This window comes from Streptomyces sp. NPDC005281, from assembly GCF_040607495.1.
In the GTDB taxonomy this organism is placed as follows: domain Bacteria; phylum Actinomycetota; class Actinomycetes; order Streptomycetales; family Streptomycetaceae; genus Streptomyces.
Map to the genome: position 1 here is coordinate 35,645 of NZ_JBEXGX010000020.1, position 17,111 is coordinate 52,755.

The 17,111-nt window shown below is 69.2% G+C and carries 14 protein-coding genes; 4 read left to right on the forward strand and 10 right to left on the reverse strand.

All coding sequences use genetic code 11. The features are described from left to right. The first annotated feature begins 21 nt into the window (after positions 1–21). On the forward strand, positions 22–1,059 hold the full coding sequence (locus tag ABZV42_RS26395) for an ABC transporter ATP-binding protein (protein WP_355985803.1): 1,038 nt from the start codon (positions 22–24) through the stop codon (positions 1,057–1,059). A gap of 26 nt (positions 1,060–1,085) precedes the next feature. Next, positions 1,086–2,132, forward strand: coding sequence for a dipeptide ABC transporter ATP-binding protein (locus ABZV42_RS26400; RefSeq protein ID WP_356053821.1), 1,047 nt, complete (start codon positions 1,086–1,088; stop codon positions 2,130–2,132). A 161-nt stretch (positions 2,133–2,293) separates the two neighbouring features. Here ABZV42_RS26400 and ABZV42_RS26405 read toward each other — a convergent pair whose 3' ends face one another. Next, entirely contained in the window at positions 2,294–2,689 is a 396-nt protein-coding gene (locus ABZV42_RS26405; protein WP_355985799.1) for a VOC family protein, read from the reverse strand. Positions 2,690–2,691: 2 nt separating this feature from the next. Beyond that, the gene (locus tag ABZV42_RS26410; RefSeq protein ID WP_355985797.1) at positions 2,692–3,204 is read right to left on the reverse strand and encodes a DinB family protein; all 513 of its coding nucleotides are present in this window, start codon (positions 3,202–3,204) and stop codon (positions 2,692–2,694) included. Between the two features lie 242 nt (positions 3,205–3,446). Between ABZV42_RS26410 and ABZV42_RS26415 the strand changes: the two genes are divergently transcribed. Continuing rightward, positions 3,447–3,647, forward strand: a complete 201-nt coding sequence (locus ABZV42_RS26415) for a hypothetical protein (protein WP_356053823.1) — start codon at positions 3,447–3,449, stop codon at positions 3,645–3,647. Here ABZV42_RS26415 and ABZV42_RS26420 read toward each other — a convergent pair. Continuing rightward, positions 3,637–4,047 carry a VOC family protein gene (locus ABZV42_RS26420; RefSeq protein WP_355985792.1) on the reverse strand — a complete coding sequence of 137 codons (411 nt, stop codon included), beginning with the start codon at positions 4,045–4,047 and terminating at the stop codon, positions 3,637–3,639. The two genes, ABZV42_RS26415 and ABZV42_RS26420, sit on opposite strands and share 11 nt — an antisense overlap. A gap of 153 nt (positions 4,048–4,200) precedes the next feature. Here ABZV42_RS26420 and ABZV42_RS26425 point away from each other — a divergent pair, with 153 nt between their 5' ends. Then, positions 4,201–4,935 (forward strand): class I SAM-dependent methyltransferase, encoded by a 735-nt coding sequence (locus tag ABZV42_RS26425; protein WP_355985790.1) that lies wholly within the window; start codon positions 4,201–4,203, stop codon positions 4,933–4,935. A 263-nt stretch (positions 4,936–5,198) separates the two neighbouring features. Here the strand turns inward: ABZV42_RS26425 and ABZV42_RS26430 are convergent, their stop codons facing one another. The 7 genes from ABZV42_RS26430 to ABZV42_RS26460 form a co-directional block, all read right to left on the reverse strand. Further along, the gene (locus ABZV42_RS26430; RefSeq protein WP_355985788.1) at positions 5,199–6,353 is read right to left on the reverse strand and encodes an oligopeptide/dipeptide ABC transporter ATP-binding protein; all 1,155 of its coding nucleotides are present in this window, start codon (positions 6,351–6,353) and stop codon (positions 5,199–5,201) included. 13 nt (positions 6,354–6,366) lie between these two features. Further along, a complete protein-coding gene (locus ABZV42_RS26435; RefSeq protein WP_355985786.1) occupies positions 6,367–7,428 on the reverse strand; it encodes an ABC transporter ATP-binding protein in 1,062 nt (353 codons plus the stop codon). Between the two features lie 9 nt (positions 7,429–7,437). Continuing rightward, positions 7,438–8,418 carry an ABC transporter permease gene (locus ABZV42_RS26440; protein ID WP_355985784.1) on the reverse strand — a complete coding sequence of 327 codons (981 nt, stop codon included), beginning with the start codon at positions 8,416–8,418 and terminating at the stop codon, positions 7,438–7,440. Between the two features lie 94 nt (positions 8,419–8,512). Further along, entirely contained in the window at positions 8,513–10,321 is a 1,809-nt protein-coding gene (locus ABZV42_RS26445) for an ABC transporter substrate-binding protein (RefSeq protein ID WP_355985782.1), read from the reverse strand. Positions 10,322–10,477: 156 nt separating this feature from the next. Further along, positions 10,478–11,512: an ABC transporter permease gene (locus ABZV42_RS26450; protein WP_355985780.1), complete on the reverse strand. Its 1,035-nt coding sequence runs from the start codon at positions 11,510–11,512 to the stop codon at positions 10,478–10,480. 784 nt (positions 11,513–12,296) lie between these two features. Further along, positions 12,297–14,204, reverse strand: coding sequence for a translational GTPase TypA (gene typA, locus ABZV42_RS26455; protein ID WP_355985778.1), 1,908 nt, complete (start codon positions 14,202–14,204; stop codon positions 12,297–12,299). A gap of 180 nt (positions 14,205–14,384) precedes the next feature. Beyond that, a complete protein-coding gene (locus ABZV42_RS26460; RefSeq protein ID WP_356053825.1) occupies positions 14,385–16,823 on the reverse strand; it encodes an ABC transporter substrate-binding protein in 2,439 nt (812 codons plus the stop codon). Positions 16,824–17,111 lie beyond the last annotated feature (288 nt).

Here is a 17,111-nt window from a genome sequence, read left to right on the forward strand (position 1 = left end):
ATCACCCCCAGGAGCGTCCCCGTGACGAGCACCGATCAGCAGCCCTTCCTGTCCGTCAGGGATCTGAAGGTCCACTTCTCCACCGAGGACGGCGTCGTCAAGGCCGTCGACGGTCTCACCTTCGACCTGGCCAAGGGCAAGACGCTCGGCATCGTGGGCGAGTCGGGTTCGGGCAAGTCCGTCACGAACCTGACGATCCTCGGTCTGCACGACCGTGACCACACCGCCATCGACGGCGAGATCCTGCTGGACGGCAAGGAACTGCTGACCGCCTCCGAGCGCGAGCTCGAGAAGCTGCGCGGCAACAAGATGTCGATGATCTTCCAGGACGCGCTGGCCTCGCTGTCGCCGTACCACACCATCGGCCGGCAGATCGGCGAGACGTACCGCAAGCACACCGGTGCCTCCAAGAGGGAGGCCCGGCTGCGGTCGATCGAGATGCTGCGGCGTGTGGGCATCCCGCAGCCGGACGTCCGGGTGGACGACTACCCCCACCAGTTCTCCGGCGGTATGCGCCAGCGCGCGATGATCGCGATGGCTCTGGTCTGCGACCCCGAGCTGCTGATCGCGGACGAGCCGACCACCGCGCTCGACGTCACCGTGCAGGCCCAGATCATGGACCTGCTCAAGGACCTCCAGCAGGAGTTCGGCACGGCGATCATCTTCATCACCCACGACCTCGGCGTCATCGCCGACATCGCGGACGACGTGCTCGTCATGTACGGCGGCCGGTGCGTGGAACGGGGCACCAAGAAGGAGGTGCTGCGGGCGCCGCAGCACCCCTACACCTGGGGCCTGCTGGGCTCGATGCCGAGCCTGGACGGACCGGTCGACGTGCCGCTTTCGCCGATCCCCGGCTCGCCGCCCTCGCTCCTCAACCCGCCGTCCGGCTGCCGCTTCCACCCGCGGTGCACCTTCGCGGAGACGGTCACGGACGGCCGCTGCTCCACCGAGCAGCCGCCGCTCCAGGTCACGGACGGGCGCGGTGCCGCCTGCCACCTCACGGCGGACCAGCGCCGCGACTTCTTCGCCGACTACGCCGCGACACGTTCGCACTGACGTTACTGAGACGGGACTTCACGATCATGAGCAACACGAACCCCCTCCTGGACGTCACCGGACTGACCAAGCACTTCCCGGTGATGGGCGGCTTCCCCTTCAAGCGGAAGATCGGCGCGGTCCAGGCCGTGGACGGTCTCGACTTCCAGGTCGCCGAGGGCGAGGCCCTCGGTCTGGTCGGCGAGTCCGGCTGTGGCAAGTCGACGACGGGCCGGCTGATCACGCGTCTGCTGGAGCCCACCGGCGGCAGCATCAAGTACCGCGGCCAGGACATCACGCACGCGGGCCGCAAGCAGCTCGCGCCGGTCCGCTCCGAGATCCAGATGATCTTTCAGGACCCGTACGCCTCGCTGAACCCGCGGCAGACGGTCGGCAAGATCGTCTCGGGCCCGATGGAGATCAACGGGATCAACCCGCCCGGCGGTCACGAGAAGCGCGTCCGTGAACTCCTGGAGACGGTCGGCCTCAACCCCGAGCACTACAACCGCTTCCCGCACGAGTTCTCCGGCGGTCAGCGCCAGCGCATCGGCGTGGCCCGCGCGCTGGCCCTGAAGCCGAAGCTGATCGTCGCGGACGAGCCGGTCTCGGCGCTCGACGTCTCCATCCAGGCGCAGGTCGTCAACCTGCTCCAGGAGCTCCAGCGGGACCTCGGCATCGCGTTCCTGTTCATCGCCCACGACCTCGCGATCGTCCGGCACTTCTCGCAGCGCGTCGCGGTCATGTACCTCGGCAAGATCGTCGAGATCGCCAACCGCGAGGACCTGTACGACAACCCGCGCCACCCGTACACGCGCGCGCTGATGTCCGCCGTGCCCGAGGCGACCGCGGACGACGTCCCGGCCCGTGAGCGCATCCTGCTCAAGGGTGACGTCCCCTCGCCGCTCAACCCGCCGTCGGGCTGCCGGTTCCGCACCCGCTGCTGGAAGGCGACGGAGAAGTGCGCGACCGAGGCTCCGCCGCTGGTGCAGATCTCGGGCAGCAACGACGGTCACCTGACGGCCTGCCACTACCCGGAGACTCGCGAGACCGTTCCGGCCCAGCGTCTCGCCAAGGACGCCGAGGCGGCGGTCTGACACACCCCTTTCACGTCAGCCGCCCCCTTCCGGAACCGACTTTCCCGGCCCATTGACCCGAGCCCATGAACGCCGGTTTCAGGGGAACGAAGGCCCGCACCCTCCTGGGTGCGGGCCTTCTCCCATGGCGGGGCGACGGCCCTGGGCGCACCCCGGTCCGGTCAGTGGTCGGCCGGGCCGCGTTCCATGCAGAATTCGTTGCCCTCGGGGTCCGCGAGGACGACGAAGCCGCCGCCGTCGGGGCGGATGTGGTCCGCGACCCGGCGTGCGCCGAGAGACAGGACGCGTTCGACCTCCTCGTCGCGGGTGCGGCCGTGCGGGGTCAGGTCGAGGTGGACGCGGTTCTTGACCGTCTTGCCCTCGGGGACCTGTACGAACAGCAGGGTCGGGCCGCCGGACGGGTCCTCGATGACCGCTTCCGGGTCACCCGGCTTGTCGTCGTCGTGGAGCGGCCGGCCGAGCAGCCGGCTCCAGAACAGCCCGGCATCGTAGGGATCGCCGGTGCAGTCGAAGGTGATCGTGCGGATGGTGGGGTGCGACAGCGGTGCTTCCGTCATGGTCAGTCTCCCGTCCGGCCGTCGGCCAGTTCGCGCAGGATGTCGAGGTGGCCGTTGTGCCGGGCCGTCTCCTCCACGAGGTGCAGGACGATCCAGCGGAGGTCGACGTGGGTGCCGTCGCGGCCCGCCCGCCGCGCCTTGGTGCCGAGGTCGTGCTCGGCCACCAACTCGGCGTAGCGGGAGCTCTGTTCCTCGTACTCCGCGAGGAGCTGCGGCAGCGGGAAGTCCACCGCGATGCGCATCTCCCGGTCGGGGTCCTTCTCCGTCCAGGGACCCTTGTCCTCCTCGCCGAGGAAGACCACCTGGAACCAGTAGTACTCGACCCAGCGGAGATGGTTGATCAGCCCGCTCAGGGTCATGAGCGGGGACCCGGGCAGCGGGGCCTTGCGGGCGTCCTCCGCGGACACCCCTTCGCACTTGGCGCGTGCGGTGGCACGGGCGTAGTCGAGGAACGTGGTCAGCTGGGTGCGCTCGTCCCAGGCGGGGGGCCTGTCCGTACGTGTCTGTGAAGTCATCGGGGTGAAGCATCGCGGCCCGCCCCGTCGATGTCGAGCGAATAAGCACGCCGGGACGGCCCACGCCCTGCGAATGGTCAAAGACCCTACGGGCAAGGGGCGTTGCCCGACCCGGCGCCTGCGGGCAGACTGTCGCCCCATGCCCTTCCACCTGCGCGGAACCGTCCTGCCCGACGGCACCGTCCGCGACCTCTGGACACTCGGCGACCGGATCACCCTCCGGCGCCCCTCCGTCCGAGGTCATGCACCTCGGCGAGGCCGGGCTGCCTCCCGCCGCCGCCGTGGGCGCGGCCGGCTGGACCGCCCGCGCCTTTCTCGGGCTGCCGCTGCTGACCGAGGGCGCCCTGGCCGACATCACCGTGTACGACACGGACCCGCGCGAGGAACCGGCGGTCCTGCGTCACCCGCGCCGCGTGATGCTGCGCGGCCGGATCATCCGCTGACCGCGCCGCTCTCCGTCCGGTCCCGTGCGACCAGTTCGGCCTCGAAGCCGTCGGTGTTCTCCAGGTAGGCGGCGTAGTGGCCGGTGCCTCCCGCGTGGGGGTGCCGGTCGGGGAACAGGAGCGTCCAGCCGTGTGCCGGCGCCTCGGCGACGAGGGCGTCGAGTTCGGCGGGGCTCGTGACGTGGAAGGCGAGGTGGTTCAGTCCCGGACGCAGCCGGTCGTGCCGGTTGGCGGTCAGGGCGGGCGACTGCTCGAAGACGAGATAGGTCTCCCCCAGCCGCCAGCTCCGGCCGTCCGGCCAGTCCTGGTACGGCGCGTACCCGAGCCGCTCCAGCAGCCAGCCCCAGGAGCGCACGGCCCGTCCCAAGTCCGGCACCCACAGTTCGACGTGGTGCAGCATCTCGTCCCGATTCTCGCGAGCGGTGTCGGGGCCCGTCGTGTCCGGGCTCCGCCTTCGGCCTGTTCAACCTGCCATTCTTCGCGCCGGCTCGCGCACCCGATTCCTTCGCGATCAGTGGTTTCGGATGGCCGCGCGGGCTGAGAGACTGCTTCGATGACTGACCGTTCGTTCAGTGACGTCTCGCTCGCCGCCCTGTACGACACGCTGAATCCATGGGGTCCGAGCGACGACTTCTACCTGGACCTGGTGATGTCCGCGCGGTCCGTGCTCGATGTCGGATGCGGAACGGGACGCCTGTTGGCGCGCGCCCGGGAGCACGGTCACGAGGGACGGCTGTGCGGGCTCGATCCCGCCGCGGCCATGCTGGTGCAGGCGCGCGGGCAGGCGGACGCCGAGTGGGTGCTCGGGGACCTCGGATCGGTGCGCTGGGAGCGGGAGTTCGACCTCGTGGTGATGACCGGGCACGCGTTCCAGGTGCTCGTCGGCGACGAGGAGGTGCGGTCCGCGCTGGCCACGGTACGCCAGGCACTCGGCGACGGCGGTCGGTTCGTCTTCGAGACCCGCAACCCCGGCGCCCGGGCGTGGGAGACCTGGCGGCCCGAACGGGCCCGTGAGGTGAGCGACGCGCACGGGGACGCCGTACGGGTCCGCCACGAGGTCGAGACGCCGGTGCTCGGGGACCGGGTGACGTTCAGTGAGACGTTCGAGCACGCGCGCTGGGGGCGGCCGCGGGTCAGCCACAGCACGCTGCGGTTCCTGGGAGCGGACGCCTTGCGGGAGTTCCTCGGCGAGGCCGGGCTCGTCGTGCGCGAGCAGTACGGCGACTGGGGGCGCGAGCCGCTCTCCCCCACCGCACCCGAGATCATCACGGTCGCCGGCCGCGGCTGAACCCGAGCCCGGCGCCCGGCCATTAGCCCGCCGAGGCAGCCCGGCGGACGGCCGGGAACGTCCACCAGGGCCCCCCGTTCACCGCGTGAGGGTGGCGTGCGCCCGGGCCCGTCCGTTCCGCGTGAAGGGGCCTACGCGAAGGGGACCGCACGAAGGGGGCCCGCACGAAGGGGGCCCGCACGAAGCGCCCACGCGAAGAGGCCCGCGCGCGACTGCTGCGGGCCCCTTCCCGTACCGGCTGGTCCCCTCCGGGAGGACGGAGGCTAGGCCCTGTCCTCGGCCGCGTCCTCCAGAGCCACCAGCGCCGGGTCCAGCACGATGTCCTCGTCACGGGCCTCGGTGGTCGGGTCCTCCGGGAAGTGGCATGCCGTCAGATGCCCCTCTCGGTTGCCGGACAGGCGGACCAGCGGCGGCTCCTCCTGGGCGCACTTGTCCTGCGCCTTCCAGCAGCGGGTGCGGAAGCGGCAGCCCGAGGGCGGGGAGATGGGGGACGGCACGTCACCGGCGAGCCGGATGCGCTCCCGGGGGGCCTTGCCGGTCTCCTCCAGTTCGACCTCGGGGACCGCGGAGAGCAGGGCGTGGGTGTAGGGGTGCCGGGGCCGGGTGTAGATCGAGCCCCGGTCGCCGACCTCGATCACCTTGCCGAGGTACATGACGGCGACCCGCTGCGAGAAGTGCCGTACCACCGCCAGGTCGTGGGCGATGAACAGGAACGCGATGCCCAGTTCCTTCTGCACCTCCTGGAGGAGGTTGACGACCTGCGCCTGGATGGAGACGTCCAGGGCGGAGACCGGCTCGTCCGCGACGATCAGCTTGGGCTCGGGCGCCAGCGCGCGGGCCACTCCGATGCGCTGGCGCTGCCCGCCGGAGAACTCGTGCGGGAAGCGGTTGTAGTGCTCGGGGTTCAGGCCGACGATCTCCAGCAGTTCCCGGACCCGCTTCTCCCGGCCGCCGGGCGGGTTGATCCCGTTGACCTCCATCGGCGCGGAGATGATCTTGCCGACGGTCTGCCGCGGGTTCAGCGACGAGTAGGGGTCCTGAAAGATCATCTGGATCTCGGAGCGGACCGGCGCCAGTTCCCTGCGGCTGGCGTGACTGATCTCCTGGCCGCGGTACTTGATGCTGCCGACGGTCGGCTCCAGCAGTCGCGTGATCAGGCGTCCTGTCGTCGACTTGCCGCAGCCCGACTCCCCCACCAGACCGAAGCTCTCGCCCACGTTCACCGTGAGGTCGATGCCGTCCACGGCCTGCACCGCGCCGATGGTGCGCCGGATGGGAAAGCCGCCCTTGACCGGGAAGTGCTTGACGAGGTTCTCGACCACCAGCAGCGGCTCGGCGGAGCCGTCGCCGCCGGCGGCGCGCGGGGCGGGCAGCGTGGCGGCGCCCGCGGTGACGTCCTTCTCGACGTCTTCCTTCATGACGCTCTTCTCCCTACCGCAGCCGGGGCTTGATCTGCTCGATGAAAATGGTCTGCTTCTGCTCGGCCGTGAGATGGCACGCGCCGCCCCGGCTCGCAGGCATCAGCGGGAGTTCGTCCACGCACCGCGCGCCCCCGACCTCGCCCTGGAAGGTGCAGCGGGGGTGGAACCGGCAGCCCGACGGCGGCCTCAGCAGGGAGGGGGGCGAGCCGGGGATGGGCGCGAGCGGTGTGTCGAGGTCCGAGTCCAGTCGTGGCATCGAGTTCAGCAGGCCCCAGGTGTAGGGGTGCTGGGGCGCGCGCAGCACCTCGTTCACCGTGCCGCGTTCCACCGCCCCGCCCGCGTACATCACCATGATGTCGTCGGCCATGTCCGCGATGACGCCGAGGTCGTGGGTGATGAAGATGATGGCCGAGCCGAACTCCTGCTGGAGGTTCTTCAGGAGGTCGAGGATCTGGGCCTGCACGGTGACGTCGAGCGCGGTGGTCGGCTCGTCCGCGATCAGCAGGTCGGGGTCGCAGACCAGGGCCATCGCGATCATCGCGCGCTGGCGCATACCGCCGGAGAACTGGTGCGGATAGTCCTTCGCCCGCTCCTTGGGGTTGGGGATGCCGACCTTGCCGAGCATCTCCACCGCCCGGTCCCAGGCGGCCTTCTTCGACGCCCCGGTGTGCTTCCAGAACGGCTCGGCGATCTGCCGGCCCACCGTGTAATAGGGGGAGAGCGCCGTGAGCGGGTCCTGGAAGATCATCGCGGCCTTGTTGCCGCGCACCTTCTCCAACTCCGACTCGCGGGCGGTGATCAGCTCCTGGCCGTCGAGCACGATCTCGCCCTCGACGGTCGTGAACATCGGGTTGTGCAGGCCGAGGATCGTCAGGTTGGTCACCGACTTGCCCGAGCCCGACTCCCCCACGATGCCCAGGGTCTTGCCGCGTTCGAGGTCGAAGGAGAGTCCGTCGACGGCCTTGACGACGCCGTCCTCGGTCTTGAACCGGACGTACAGGTCACGCACCGAGAGGAAGGGACCCGAGTCCGCCGGGGCAGCGGCGCCCGATTCCTTGGTCGAAGTGGTCACGGATTGCTCCTAGGACAGCCGCACGCGCGGGTCGATGAAGGCGTAGCAGGCATCCACGATGATGTTGAACAGCAGGATCATGGCGGCGGAGAAGAGCATCACGCCCAGCAGCAGCGGAAGGTCGCTGAAGAACACCGACTCGACCGCGAGCTTGCCGAGGCCGGGCAGTCCGAAGGTGTACTCGGTGATGATCGCGCCGCCCAGCAGCGAGCCGAGGTCGATGCCGAAGATGGTGACGATGGGGATCAGCGAACCGCGCCAGGCGTAGCGGAAGAAGACGTACTTGCGCGACATGCCCTTGGCCCGCGCGGTGCGGACGTGCTCCTCCTGGAGCTGCTCGATCATCGACGAGCGCGCCATACGGGTGTACTGCGAGGCGAAGATCGTGGACAGGATCACCCAGGGGATGATCAGCCCGGTGAACCAGCTGACCGGATTCGCGGTGAAGTCGTTGTACGCGGGCTTGGAGAAGAGGTGGCTCTGGTAGACGAGCGCCGCGAGCGCCAGCGGGCCGAGGAAGTAGATCTGCATCGAGCTGAGCACCATCGCGCCGGCGGTCACCGTCTTGTCCACGAGTGTGCCGCGCTTCCACGCGGAGAGCATGCCCGTGCCGAGGCCCACGATCAGGAAGCAGACCGCGGCCCCCAGCGTCAGCGACACCGTGGTGGGCAGGCGGTCCATCAGCGTGCCCCAGACCGCCTCATTGGTGTGGTACGAGTACCCGAAGCAGGGTGCGGGACACGGTCCCTGGTCGAAGCCGTTGCTGCCCAGCACGAGGTTGTGCAGGAAGATCCAGTACTGCTCGGGGATCGACTTGTCGAGGCCGAGCACATGGTGGATGTTCGCGAGGTTGGCGGGCGTGCAGGTCTTGCCGCACATCAGCAGGCCCGGGTCCCTCGGCATCCCGAAGAACAGCAGGAACGCGACGATACTCAGCAGGAAGAGAATGACGGCGGCGCCGAGTGTCCGGCGAATGAGGAAGCGCAGCATGGCAGGGGCAGCTCTCAGACGTCAGCGGGCCCGGCGGGGCCCGGCGCGTTTGCCTCGCCGAGGGCGAGCGCGCCGGGCCCCGTCAGGGCGACGGTTACTTGACGAACAGGCGACGCGGGTCGACGCCACCGATCACGTCGTCGTAGACCAGGCCGCCGACCTTGGAGCCGGCGATCTGGGACTGCTTGTAGTACGCGGTCGGGACGACGTTGACGACGTCCTTGACCAGGTACTGGTCGACCTTCTCCCACTCGGCCGCGCCCTTGACCGGGTCGGTGATCTTGTTGATGCGGTCGATGTCCGCGTTCACCTTGGGGTCGTTGACGTGCGAGTAGTTCTGCGCGCCGTCGGCGATCGCGCGGCCGTCGTACAGCGGCGGGATCACGGTCGAGGAGGACGGCCAGTCGGCACCCCACGCGGTGTGGAAGATGTCGTAGTTGTTGTCCACCTTGCCGACCTGGTCGTAGTAGGTCTCGGCCGGGATCTCCTGGCGCTGGACGTTGAAGCCCGCCTTCTGGAGGCCCGCCGCCATGGCGGTGGAGTACTGCTGGCCCTCGGGGGTGTTGATGTAGCCGAAGGTCAGCTTCATGCCCACCTTGCCCGCTTCCTTCAGCAGGGCCTTGGCCTTGACGGGGTCACCGGCCGGCTTCTTCTTCTTGCCGAACGGGTCGAAGGAGGCGTCGTAGCCGCTGACGGTCGGGCTGATGAGGCCGCCGGCGACCTCCATCGCGTCGGTACCACCGTAGGCACGCACGAACGGCGTGATCGGCAGGGCGTAGGCGATGGCCTCGCGGACCTTCTTGTCCTTGAGCGCCGGGTGGCTCATGTTGATGTTCATCTGGCCGACGTAGGGCTGGAAGCCCGAGACCGTACGGGACTTCATCTTCGGGTCGGCGAGGACCTTGGAGAGGTTGCCCGCGTCGACCTGGTTGTTGAAGCTGAGGCCGGCCTGGTCGGCTCCGGTGTCCGCGAGCAGCGTCTTGGTGGACGCCTCGTACTGCTGGTTGAACGTGATGTTGAACTGGTCCACGTACTGGTGGCGGATCGGGTCCGTCTTCGCGTCCCAGTTGGTGTTCTTCACGAGGACCATCGACTTGCCGGACTTGAACGACTGGATCTTGTACGGTCCGGTCGTCACGGGCGCCCGGTCGTACTTCGTCTTGGTGTCGCCCTTGGCGGAGACGACCGCGTAGCCCGCCATGGCGAGGGCGTACGGCAGGTCGGGGTGCGGCGTCTGGAACTTGAAGACGACGGTCTTCGCGTCCGGCGTCTGGAGGATGCTGTCCGGCAGGTGCTTGCCCTTGTAGGGGCCGTCCTTCAGCAGCTTGCGGTAGTCCGCGCCCGGGGTGTTGGCGAGCCACTGCTGGATGTAGGGCGGGCCCTGGTTGATGAACGGGGCGAAGAGACGCTCGAAGGTCTGGCGGACGTCCTTGGACGTGATCGCCGAGCCGTCCTCGAACTTGATGCCGTCCTTGAGCGTGTACTTCCAGGTCTTGCCGCCGTCCGTCGTGGTGCCGGAGTCGGTGGCGAGGTCGCCGACGACCTCGTGCTTGGAGCCGTCGTCGCTCGTGGCCTTGTATCCGGTCAGACCACGGTGGATCAGCGTGGCGAGGGAGCCCTCGTCGGAGACGTAGATCTGGGCCGGGTCCAGGTGCGCGTAGCTGTCACGCTGGAGGACCTCCATCGTGCCGCCGCTCTTCGCGCCGGGCACTTCGGCCGCGGGGCCGGTGGAGTCGGCGGCGGTGCCGAACTTGATCGACGCCTGCTGCCGCTGCGCGTTCTCCTTGTCCTTGCTGTTGTTGTTCCCCTTGTCGCTGCCGCCCTTGCTGCAACCGGTGAGCACGAGAGCTCCCGCCGCGAGCACTGAGATTGCGGCGTATGCGTGGCGTCCGCCCCTACTCATCACTCAGATTCCTACCCATCTGTGTATCACCGGTGCGATCAAGTGCACCTGTGGTGCCGGTGAGTTGCGGTCGTCGAACCAGTGAGGTGCCGTTGTGGTGCTGTTTGGAAGTGCCGTCAGGAATCGGGGCAAAGGCGCGCGCCCACAACTCTGCGGTCAGCGAGCCGTCTTGGGATCGAAGGCGTCTCTGACCGAATCCCCGAGCAGGTTGAACGCGACGACGAAAATGATCATCGAGACACCCGGGAAGAACATGTAGGTGATGTCGTTCTGCAGAACGAGTTCCGTCGAGGCCTTGGAGAACATCTGCCCCCAGTCGGGCGTCGGTTCGACGATTCCGACGCCGAGGAAGGACAGACCCGCCTCGATCGTGACGAAGTTGGGGAGCAGGTAGGTGGTCTGCACCAGGAGCGGTGTCACGACGTTGGGCAGCACTTCCTTGCGGATGATCCGCCAGGGGGACGCCCCGCTCACCTTGGCCGCTTCGATGAACTCCCGCTCGCGCAGGGCCAGTGCGGTTCCGCGCAGGATGCGGGCCAGACTCATCCAGCCGAGGACCCACTGGACGGCGATCAGCGCGATCACGCGCACATAGGTCGGTGTCTCGTCGCGCGGGCTCACGAAGAGCGAGACCACGACCGGCATGCTCGCGATGAAGAAGAGCTGCGAGGGGAAGGCCAGCAGGAAGTCGATGACACGGCTGATGCCGTAGTCGACCCGTCCGCCGATGTAGCCGGCGGTGACTCCCAGCAGGATGCCGGTGAGCACGACCGTGACCGTCACCGCCACGGAGATCATCAGCGAGGTCCGGATGCCGAAGATCAGCTTGGTGAAGACGTCGTAGCCGTTGCCCGGCTCCAGACCGAACCAGAACTCGCTGCTGATACCGCCGTTGGGCTGGAGCGGCACGCCGGCGCTGTCGAAGAGCTCGGGGCGTTCGTCCGCGTACACCGTGTACGGATTCTTGCCGTACAGCTTGGCGATCAGCGAGGCGGTCAGCCCGATCAGGAAGTAGAACCCCACGACGTAGGCGGAGATGACTCCCGAGCGGTCCCGCTTGAAGCGGGTCCACATCAGCCGGCCGGGAGACCGGCCGACAAGCTGCTCGGCCTCGGGTTTCGTGGTCGCCGCCTGCCCGCCGTGCACGACGACCGGTTCCGCGCCGTCCTCAGTCTCGATAGGACTCGTCACAATTCGCCCATTCCGCAAGTGTGGGTGTGCCGTACCCGGCACCGCCGGTCCGCCGGAGCGGATCAGGCTGCGCCGAGCCGGCGGCCGTCACCAGGCGTGCCCGGCCACCGTTCGGTTCAGAAGAGACGTCGACTGCCCGGCAGTCGCCCGGAAACCCCAGTGGGACGCGCGTAGTTGAAACCACGGCGCGGTCCGTCGGGCCGGGTGTCGACGCCGGCCCCCGCGTCAGTACGCGCTGGCACGGATCCGGGCTCGGAACTCCGCGCCGTCGTCGCGGACCGCTGGGGACGATGTGACCCACAGGGCGCTGATGACACCGCACATGGGTACCTCCTCATGACTCAACCGGTGCACGGACAGGAGGGGTACTGGCTGACCTCCGACACCCCTGACGGAGGATCAAGCACCCCACTGTGCTCGTGAGTCGGCACTGTCCCCACAGCGCATGACCCATTGACCCGAGCGTTACGCGGCTAACTATCTGACATGAGCCAGATAACCGACCACAGCCTTTAGGTCTCGGTTCCATCACAGCTGCCGCGTACATCTTCCAAAATCTGGACAAAATGATCTGCGGGAGAAGCCCCCGAAACGGACGTGTTACATGCCTATCGGTCTGGGCGCACCGGATTTCGGACACGGGAGGGCGGGAAACGGGTGGCAAAAAAGCCCGGGTGCCCCCACGTGGGGGCACCCGGGCTCATTTCGTGCCGGTGATCAGGCGGAACGGCCGATGGATCAGCCGGTCGGGCCGCCCTGGATCAGGCGGTCGGGCCGCTCTGGATCAGCCGTGCTTGGCGCGGCTCGCGGTGCGACCGCGATCCTTCTGGTCGAGGACGACCTTGCGGATGCGAACGGACTCCGGGGTCACCTCGACGCACTCGTCGTCGCGGCAGAACTCCAGGGACTGCTCCAGGGAGAGCTTGCGCGGCGGGACGATCGCCTCGAACGAGTCGGCGGCGGCGGACCGCATGTTGGTGAGCTTCTTCTCCTTGGTGATGTTCACGTCCATGTCGTCGGCACGCGAGTTCTCGCCGACGATCATGCCCTCGTACACCTCGGTGCCGGGGTCGGTGAACAGCACGCCGCGCTCCTGGAGGTTCGTCATCGCGAACGCGGTGACGGCGCCCGAGCGGTCGGCGACCAGCGAACCGTTGTTACGGGTCGTCAGCACGCCGAACCACGGCTCGAGGCCCTCGTGGATGGAGTGGGCGATGCCCGTACCGCGCGTGCCGGTCAGGAACTCGGTCCGGAAGCCGATGAGACCGCGCGAGGGAACGACGAACTCCAGGCGGACCCAGCCGGAGCCGTGGTTCGACATGTTGTCCATCCGGCCCTTACGGACACCCATGAGCTGCGTGACAGCGCCCATGTGCTCCTCGGGCACGTCGATCGTCATGCGCTCGACCGGCTCGTGGACCTTGCCGTCGACGAGCTGCGTGACGACCTGCGGCTTGCCGATGGTCAGCTCGAAGCCCTCACGGCGCATCTGCTCGACCAGGATGGCGAGCGCGAGCTCACCGCGGCCCTGGACCTCCCAGGCGTCCGGGCGCTCGGTGTCGAGCACGCGGAGGGAGACGTTACCGACCAGCTCGCGGTCGAGGCGGTCCTTGACCTGACGGGCGGTGACCTTGCGGTCCTTGACCGCGGCCTTGGTGTCCGCGCCCTTGCCGGTGGCACCGCGGCCGACCATCGGCGAGGTGTTCGTGCCGATGGTCATGGAGATCGCCGGCTCGTCGACCGTGATGAGAGGCAGCGCGATCGGGTTCTCGGGGTCGGCGAGGGTCTCACCGATCATGATGTCCGGGATACCGGCGACGGCGCAGATGTCACCGGGGCCCGCCTTCTCGGCGGGCTTGCGGGTGAGCGCCTCGGTCATCAGCAGCTCGGTGATGCGCACGTTGGACATCGTGCCGTCGCGCTTGATCCACGTGACGCTCTGGCCCTTGCGCAGCTCGCCCTGCTCGACGCGGAGCAGCGCGATACGGCCGAGGAAGTTGTCGGCGTCCAGGTTGGTCACGTGGGCCTGGAGCGGCGCGGCCTCGTCGTAGGACGGGGCCGGGACGGACTGCAGGATCGTGCTGAAGAACGGCTCCAGGCTGTCGCTGTCGGCCGGGACGGTGCCGTTCTCCGGCTTGGTCAGCGAGGCCACGCCGTCACGCGCGCAGGCGTAGACGATCGGGAACTCGATCTGCTCCTCGTCGGCGTCCAGGTCGAGGAAGAGGTCGTACGCCTCGTTCACGACCTCTTCGATGCGCGAGTCCGGACGGTCCGTCTTGTTGATGCACAGGATGACGGGCAGGCGGGCCTGGAGCGCCTTGCGCAGCACGAAGCGCGTCTGCGGCAGCGGGCCCTCGGAGGCGTCGACGAGCAGGACGACCGCGTCCACCATCGACAGGCCGCGCTCGACCTCACCACCGAAGTCGGCGTGGCCGGGGGTGTCGATGATGTTGATCGTGATGGCGTCGCCGCCATCCTTCGGGTGGTACTTGACCGCCGTGTTCTTCGCCAGGATCGTGATGCCCTTCTCACGTTCCAGGTCGTTCGAGTCCATCATGCGGTCGTCCAGCGACTCGGCGGCGTGCGCGGCGAAGGCACCGGCCTGCTTGAGCATGGCGTCGACCAGGGTGGTCTTGCCGTGGTCGACGTGGGCGACGATGGCGACGTTGCGGATGTCGTGGCGCGTGGCCATAGTGAGGCGCTTCTCCCGGAGTGAGTTGACGGCCTCCGCATCCGCGGGGCCTGCCGGGCTGAACACGCCACGGCCTTACCCCATCGTACGGGGCCCGGACCGAGGCGGCCTCCGCAGGGCTGCGGAGGGCCCGGCCGGGAGGGCCCGCCGGGCGGCGGGCCCCTGTCGTTCACTCGCAGGTCACCCGCTCTTCGACGGGCTCGCGGACGGGTGCGCGCCCTTCTTCAGGAAGCCCATGTCCTCGTACACCGGGGTCTGGAATCCAAAGGCTCCGGTGTTCGCCAGGCCGATACGGGCGGCGGCGAGCTGGGGGCGCTGGTAGAGGGGGATGGAGCCGGCGGCGGCCCAGATGCGGGCGTCGGCCTTGCGGACCAGGGAGCGCTCCTGGTCCTCGTTCAGGGTGGAGAGCGCCTGATCGAACAGCTGATCGACCTGGTCGGTGCCGACGCGGGTGTAGTTCTGCTCGACGCTCAGCGAGCCGTCCGCGGCCGGGACGGGCTTGGCGTAGATCGGGCGGGCGTCGGTGGCCGGGAAGGCGGAGGCGGGCCACGAGTAGAGCGCCAGGTCGTACTGGCCCGAGGCGATGTGGTCCTTGAAGTAGCTGTCGTCGGAGACCTTCGTGATGTCCGTACGGACACCGATGCGCTGGAGCATCCGCGAGATGCGGTCGGCGACGACCCGCAGGGACTCCGAGCCCGCCCCGGCGGGCACGACGAAGCGGAGCGTCAGCGGCTTGCCGTCCTTGGCGAGGACGTTGGACGCGGCACCGGCGGGAGCGACCGTCCCCTTGGGCGCGGCCGTTCCCTTCGGCGCGTACGCCCCCGGAAGCCCGCCCTGCCCGGGGTACTGCCTGCCGTCCAGGTGCCGGACGGCCTGGTCGTCCGTGTCGGCGCCCGGCCGCGCGCCGGTCTGCTCCTGCTTCCTGGCGTGGTCCTTGGGGTCCTGCGCCGGCTCCCGGACCGCGCCGGCGGGCTTGTCGTCCTCGCCGAGGTCGTAGGTCCCGCCCGCGCCCGGCCTGTCGTCCTGGCCGGTGTCCCCCTTCTTACCCTTGGACCCGGTCTTACCCTTGGACCCGGCGGCCTTCTCCGTCTTCTTCTGCTCCGTGACGGGCCCGCCCGGCACCCAACCGGCGTCCGCGAGCAGCGCCCGCGCCTCGGCGGCGTCCTGGTTCCCGAGGGCGCCGCTGTTGTCGGCGTACGCGTCCTGCCCGGCGAGGGCGAGATGGCTGCCGACCGGCTCGGCGGGCAGGCCGAGCGGCTGGAGGACGACCCGGGCGAGTTCCTTGCGGTCCAGGGCACGGGCCACGGCGCGGCGGACGCGCTCGTCGGCGAGAGGGCCCTCGGAACCGTTGAGGGCGAGCTGCGTGTAGGCGGGTTCGAGGGACTTGCGGACCACGAAGTCGCTCAGCGCCGACCGGGAGGACGACTCCTCCGCCGTGCCGCTGCCCTTCGCACCCGCGTCCCCCTTCCTCCCGCTCTTCGTCCCGCTCTCGCCGTCGCCGCTCTTCTCGCGCCCGGCGCTCTTGTCGCTCTTGTCGCTCTTCTCGTCCTTGTCGCTCTTCCCGTGCTTGGTGCTCTCGTCCTTGGGGCTCTCGCTCTTCTCGTCCTTGTCGCTCTTCGAGTCCGCCGGGTTCTTCCCGTCCTCCTCCTCGGACTCGCTCTTCGTGCTCTTCTTCCCGGACGGTTCGCTCGTCGCCGAGGCCGACGCGGAGGCCCCCTGCAACGGGGCGCCGTCCTTGTGCCGGCCCGCGAGGGTGACGCGCTCGGCCTCGGCGGCGTCGACCTCGGCCAGGTCGAGGTCGTCGGCGGCGAGCGCCTCGGCCCGCTTGTCACGGGCGACGGCCACCAGATCGATCTCGTCGAGCTTGCTCGGACGGCCCCACCAGCGCGCGTTGCGCGTGAGGCGGACCTGGCCGGCCTTGCGGTCGACCGTCTTCACTGAGAAGGGCCCCGCGCTGACCTTGAGCTTGCGCCGCGCGCCGTCGTTGAAGGAGTCCGCGGTCCCCATGACGTCCTTGGGGTACAGCGGCGAGAACAGGGCCTTCCAGTCGGCGTAGGGCCGGCTGAAGGTGACCCGGACCTCCAGGTTGTTCCTGCCCCGCTCGATCTTCTCGATCCGGTCGTAGCCGGCGTTGCGCGCCGTCCAGTACGCGGAGTCCTTGCCGGACAGCGCGCGCCACTGGGCGGCGAAGTCGGCGGCGCCGATCTCGCGCCCGTCGCTCCACACGGCCTGCTGGACGAGCTTGTACAGCACGACCTGCTTGGGCGACGTGCCCACGACCTTCGCCGACTCCAGATAGTCGGAGTTGATCTGCGGCCGCCCGTTCGCGTCGAGCCGGTACATGGACGGCAGGACGGCGCCGGCGACACGCGAGGTCGCGGCGTCGGCGTCCGCCTGGAACGCGTTCAGCGTCGCCGGTACGGCGTCCACGGCCCAGCGCAGGGTGCCGCCGTCGGCGATCTGGTCACGGGACGCGGGCGCGATGTCCTGCACGGCCACGGGTCTGCCCGTGTCTTCGTCCGCACTGCACGCGGCGAGAGCGGGTACCGCGAGTACGCCCGCGGTGAGGAATGCGGCCGAGCGCATCACCGCGCGCAGTCCGACGCCTTCGTGGGACATCACTGCAACCTCCGGGGGACGCTCCGCCGCGGGGGCAGGTCTGCCACTGATCCCGTTCGGCGGTATTAAGGAGTTGATCTGATCTACGTGCCAACTGAAGAGCAGTCCGGCGGAGGGGCGGCGGCGACACGGCGGCGGGCGCGGGAACCCCACTCGTGCGGCGCAATCCGGAACCGCGCCGGGGTCCGTGCCGGGGCCCGGAGCGCGGACACGGCGCGCTGAGGGCGCGCGGCCGCTGCGCCCGGTCCCGCGTGCCGTCCGGCCTGCCGGGCGGCTCCCGGGTCCGCT

Bases quoted from the DNA above. Each gene is read 5' to 3' on its own strand.
- ABZV42_RS26400 (WP_356053821.1), top strand. From the start codon at position 1,086: ATGAGCAACACGAACCCCCTCCTGGACGTCACCGGACTGACCAAGCAC.
- ABZV42_RS26405 (WP_355985799.1), bottom strand. From the start codon at position 2,689: ATGACGGAAGCACCGCTGTCGCACCCCACCATCCGCACGATCACCTTC.
- ABZV42_RS26410 (WP_355985797.1), bottom strand. From the start codon at position 3,204: ATGACTTCACAGACACGTACGGACAGGCCCCCCGCCTGGGACGAGCGC.
- ABZV42_RS26415 (WP_356053823.1), top strand. From the start codon at position 3,447: ATGCACCTCGGCGAGGCCGGGCTGCCTCCCGCCGCCGCCGTGGGCGCG.
- ABZV42_RS26420 (WP_355985792.1), bottom strand. From the start codon at position 4,047: ATGCTGCACCACGTCGAACTGTGGGTGCCGGACTTGGGACGGGCCGTG.
- ABZV42_RS26425 (WP_355985790.1), top strand. From the start codon at position 4,201: ATGACTGACCGTTCGTTCAGTGACGTCTCGCTCGCCGCCCTGTACGAC.
- ABZV42_RS26430 (WP_355985788.1), bottom strand. From the start codon at position 6,353: ATGAAGGAAGACGTCGAGAAGGACGTCACCGCGGGCGCCGCCACGCTG.
- ABZV42_RS26440 (WP_355985784.1), bottom strand. From the start codon at position 8,418: ATGCTGCGCTTCCTCATTCGCCGGACACTCGGCGCCGCCGTCATTCTC.
- ABZV42_RS26445 (WP_355985782.1), bottom strand. From the start codon at position 10,321: ATGAGTAGGGGCGGACGCCACGCATACGCCGCAATCTCAGTGCTCGCG.
- typA (WP_355985778.1), bottom strand. From the start codon at position 14,204: ATGGCCACGCGCCACGACATCCGCAACGTCGCCATCGTCGCCCACGTC.
- ABZV42_RS26460 (WP_356053825.1), bottom strand. From the start codon at position 16,823: ATGTCCCACGAAGGCGTCGGACTGCGCGCGGTGATGCGCTCGGCCGCA.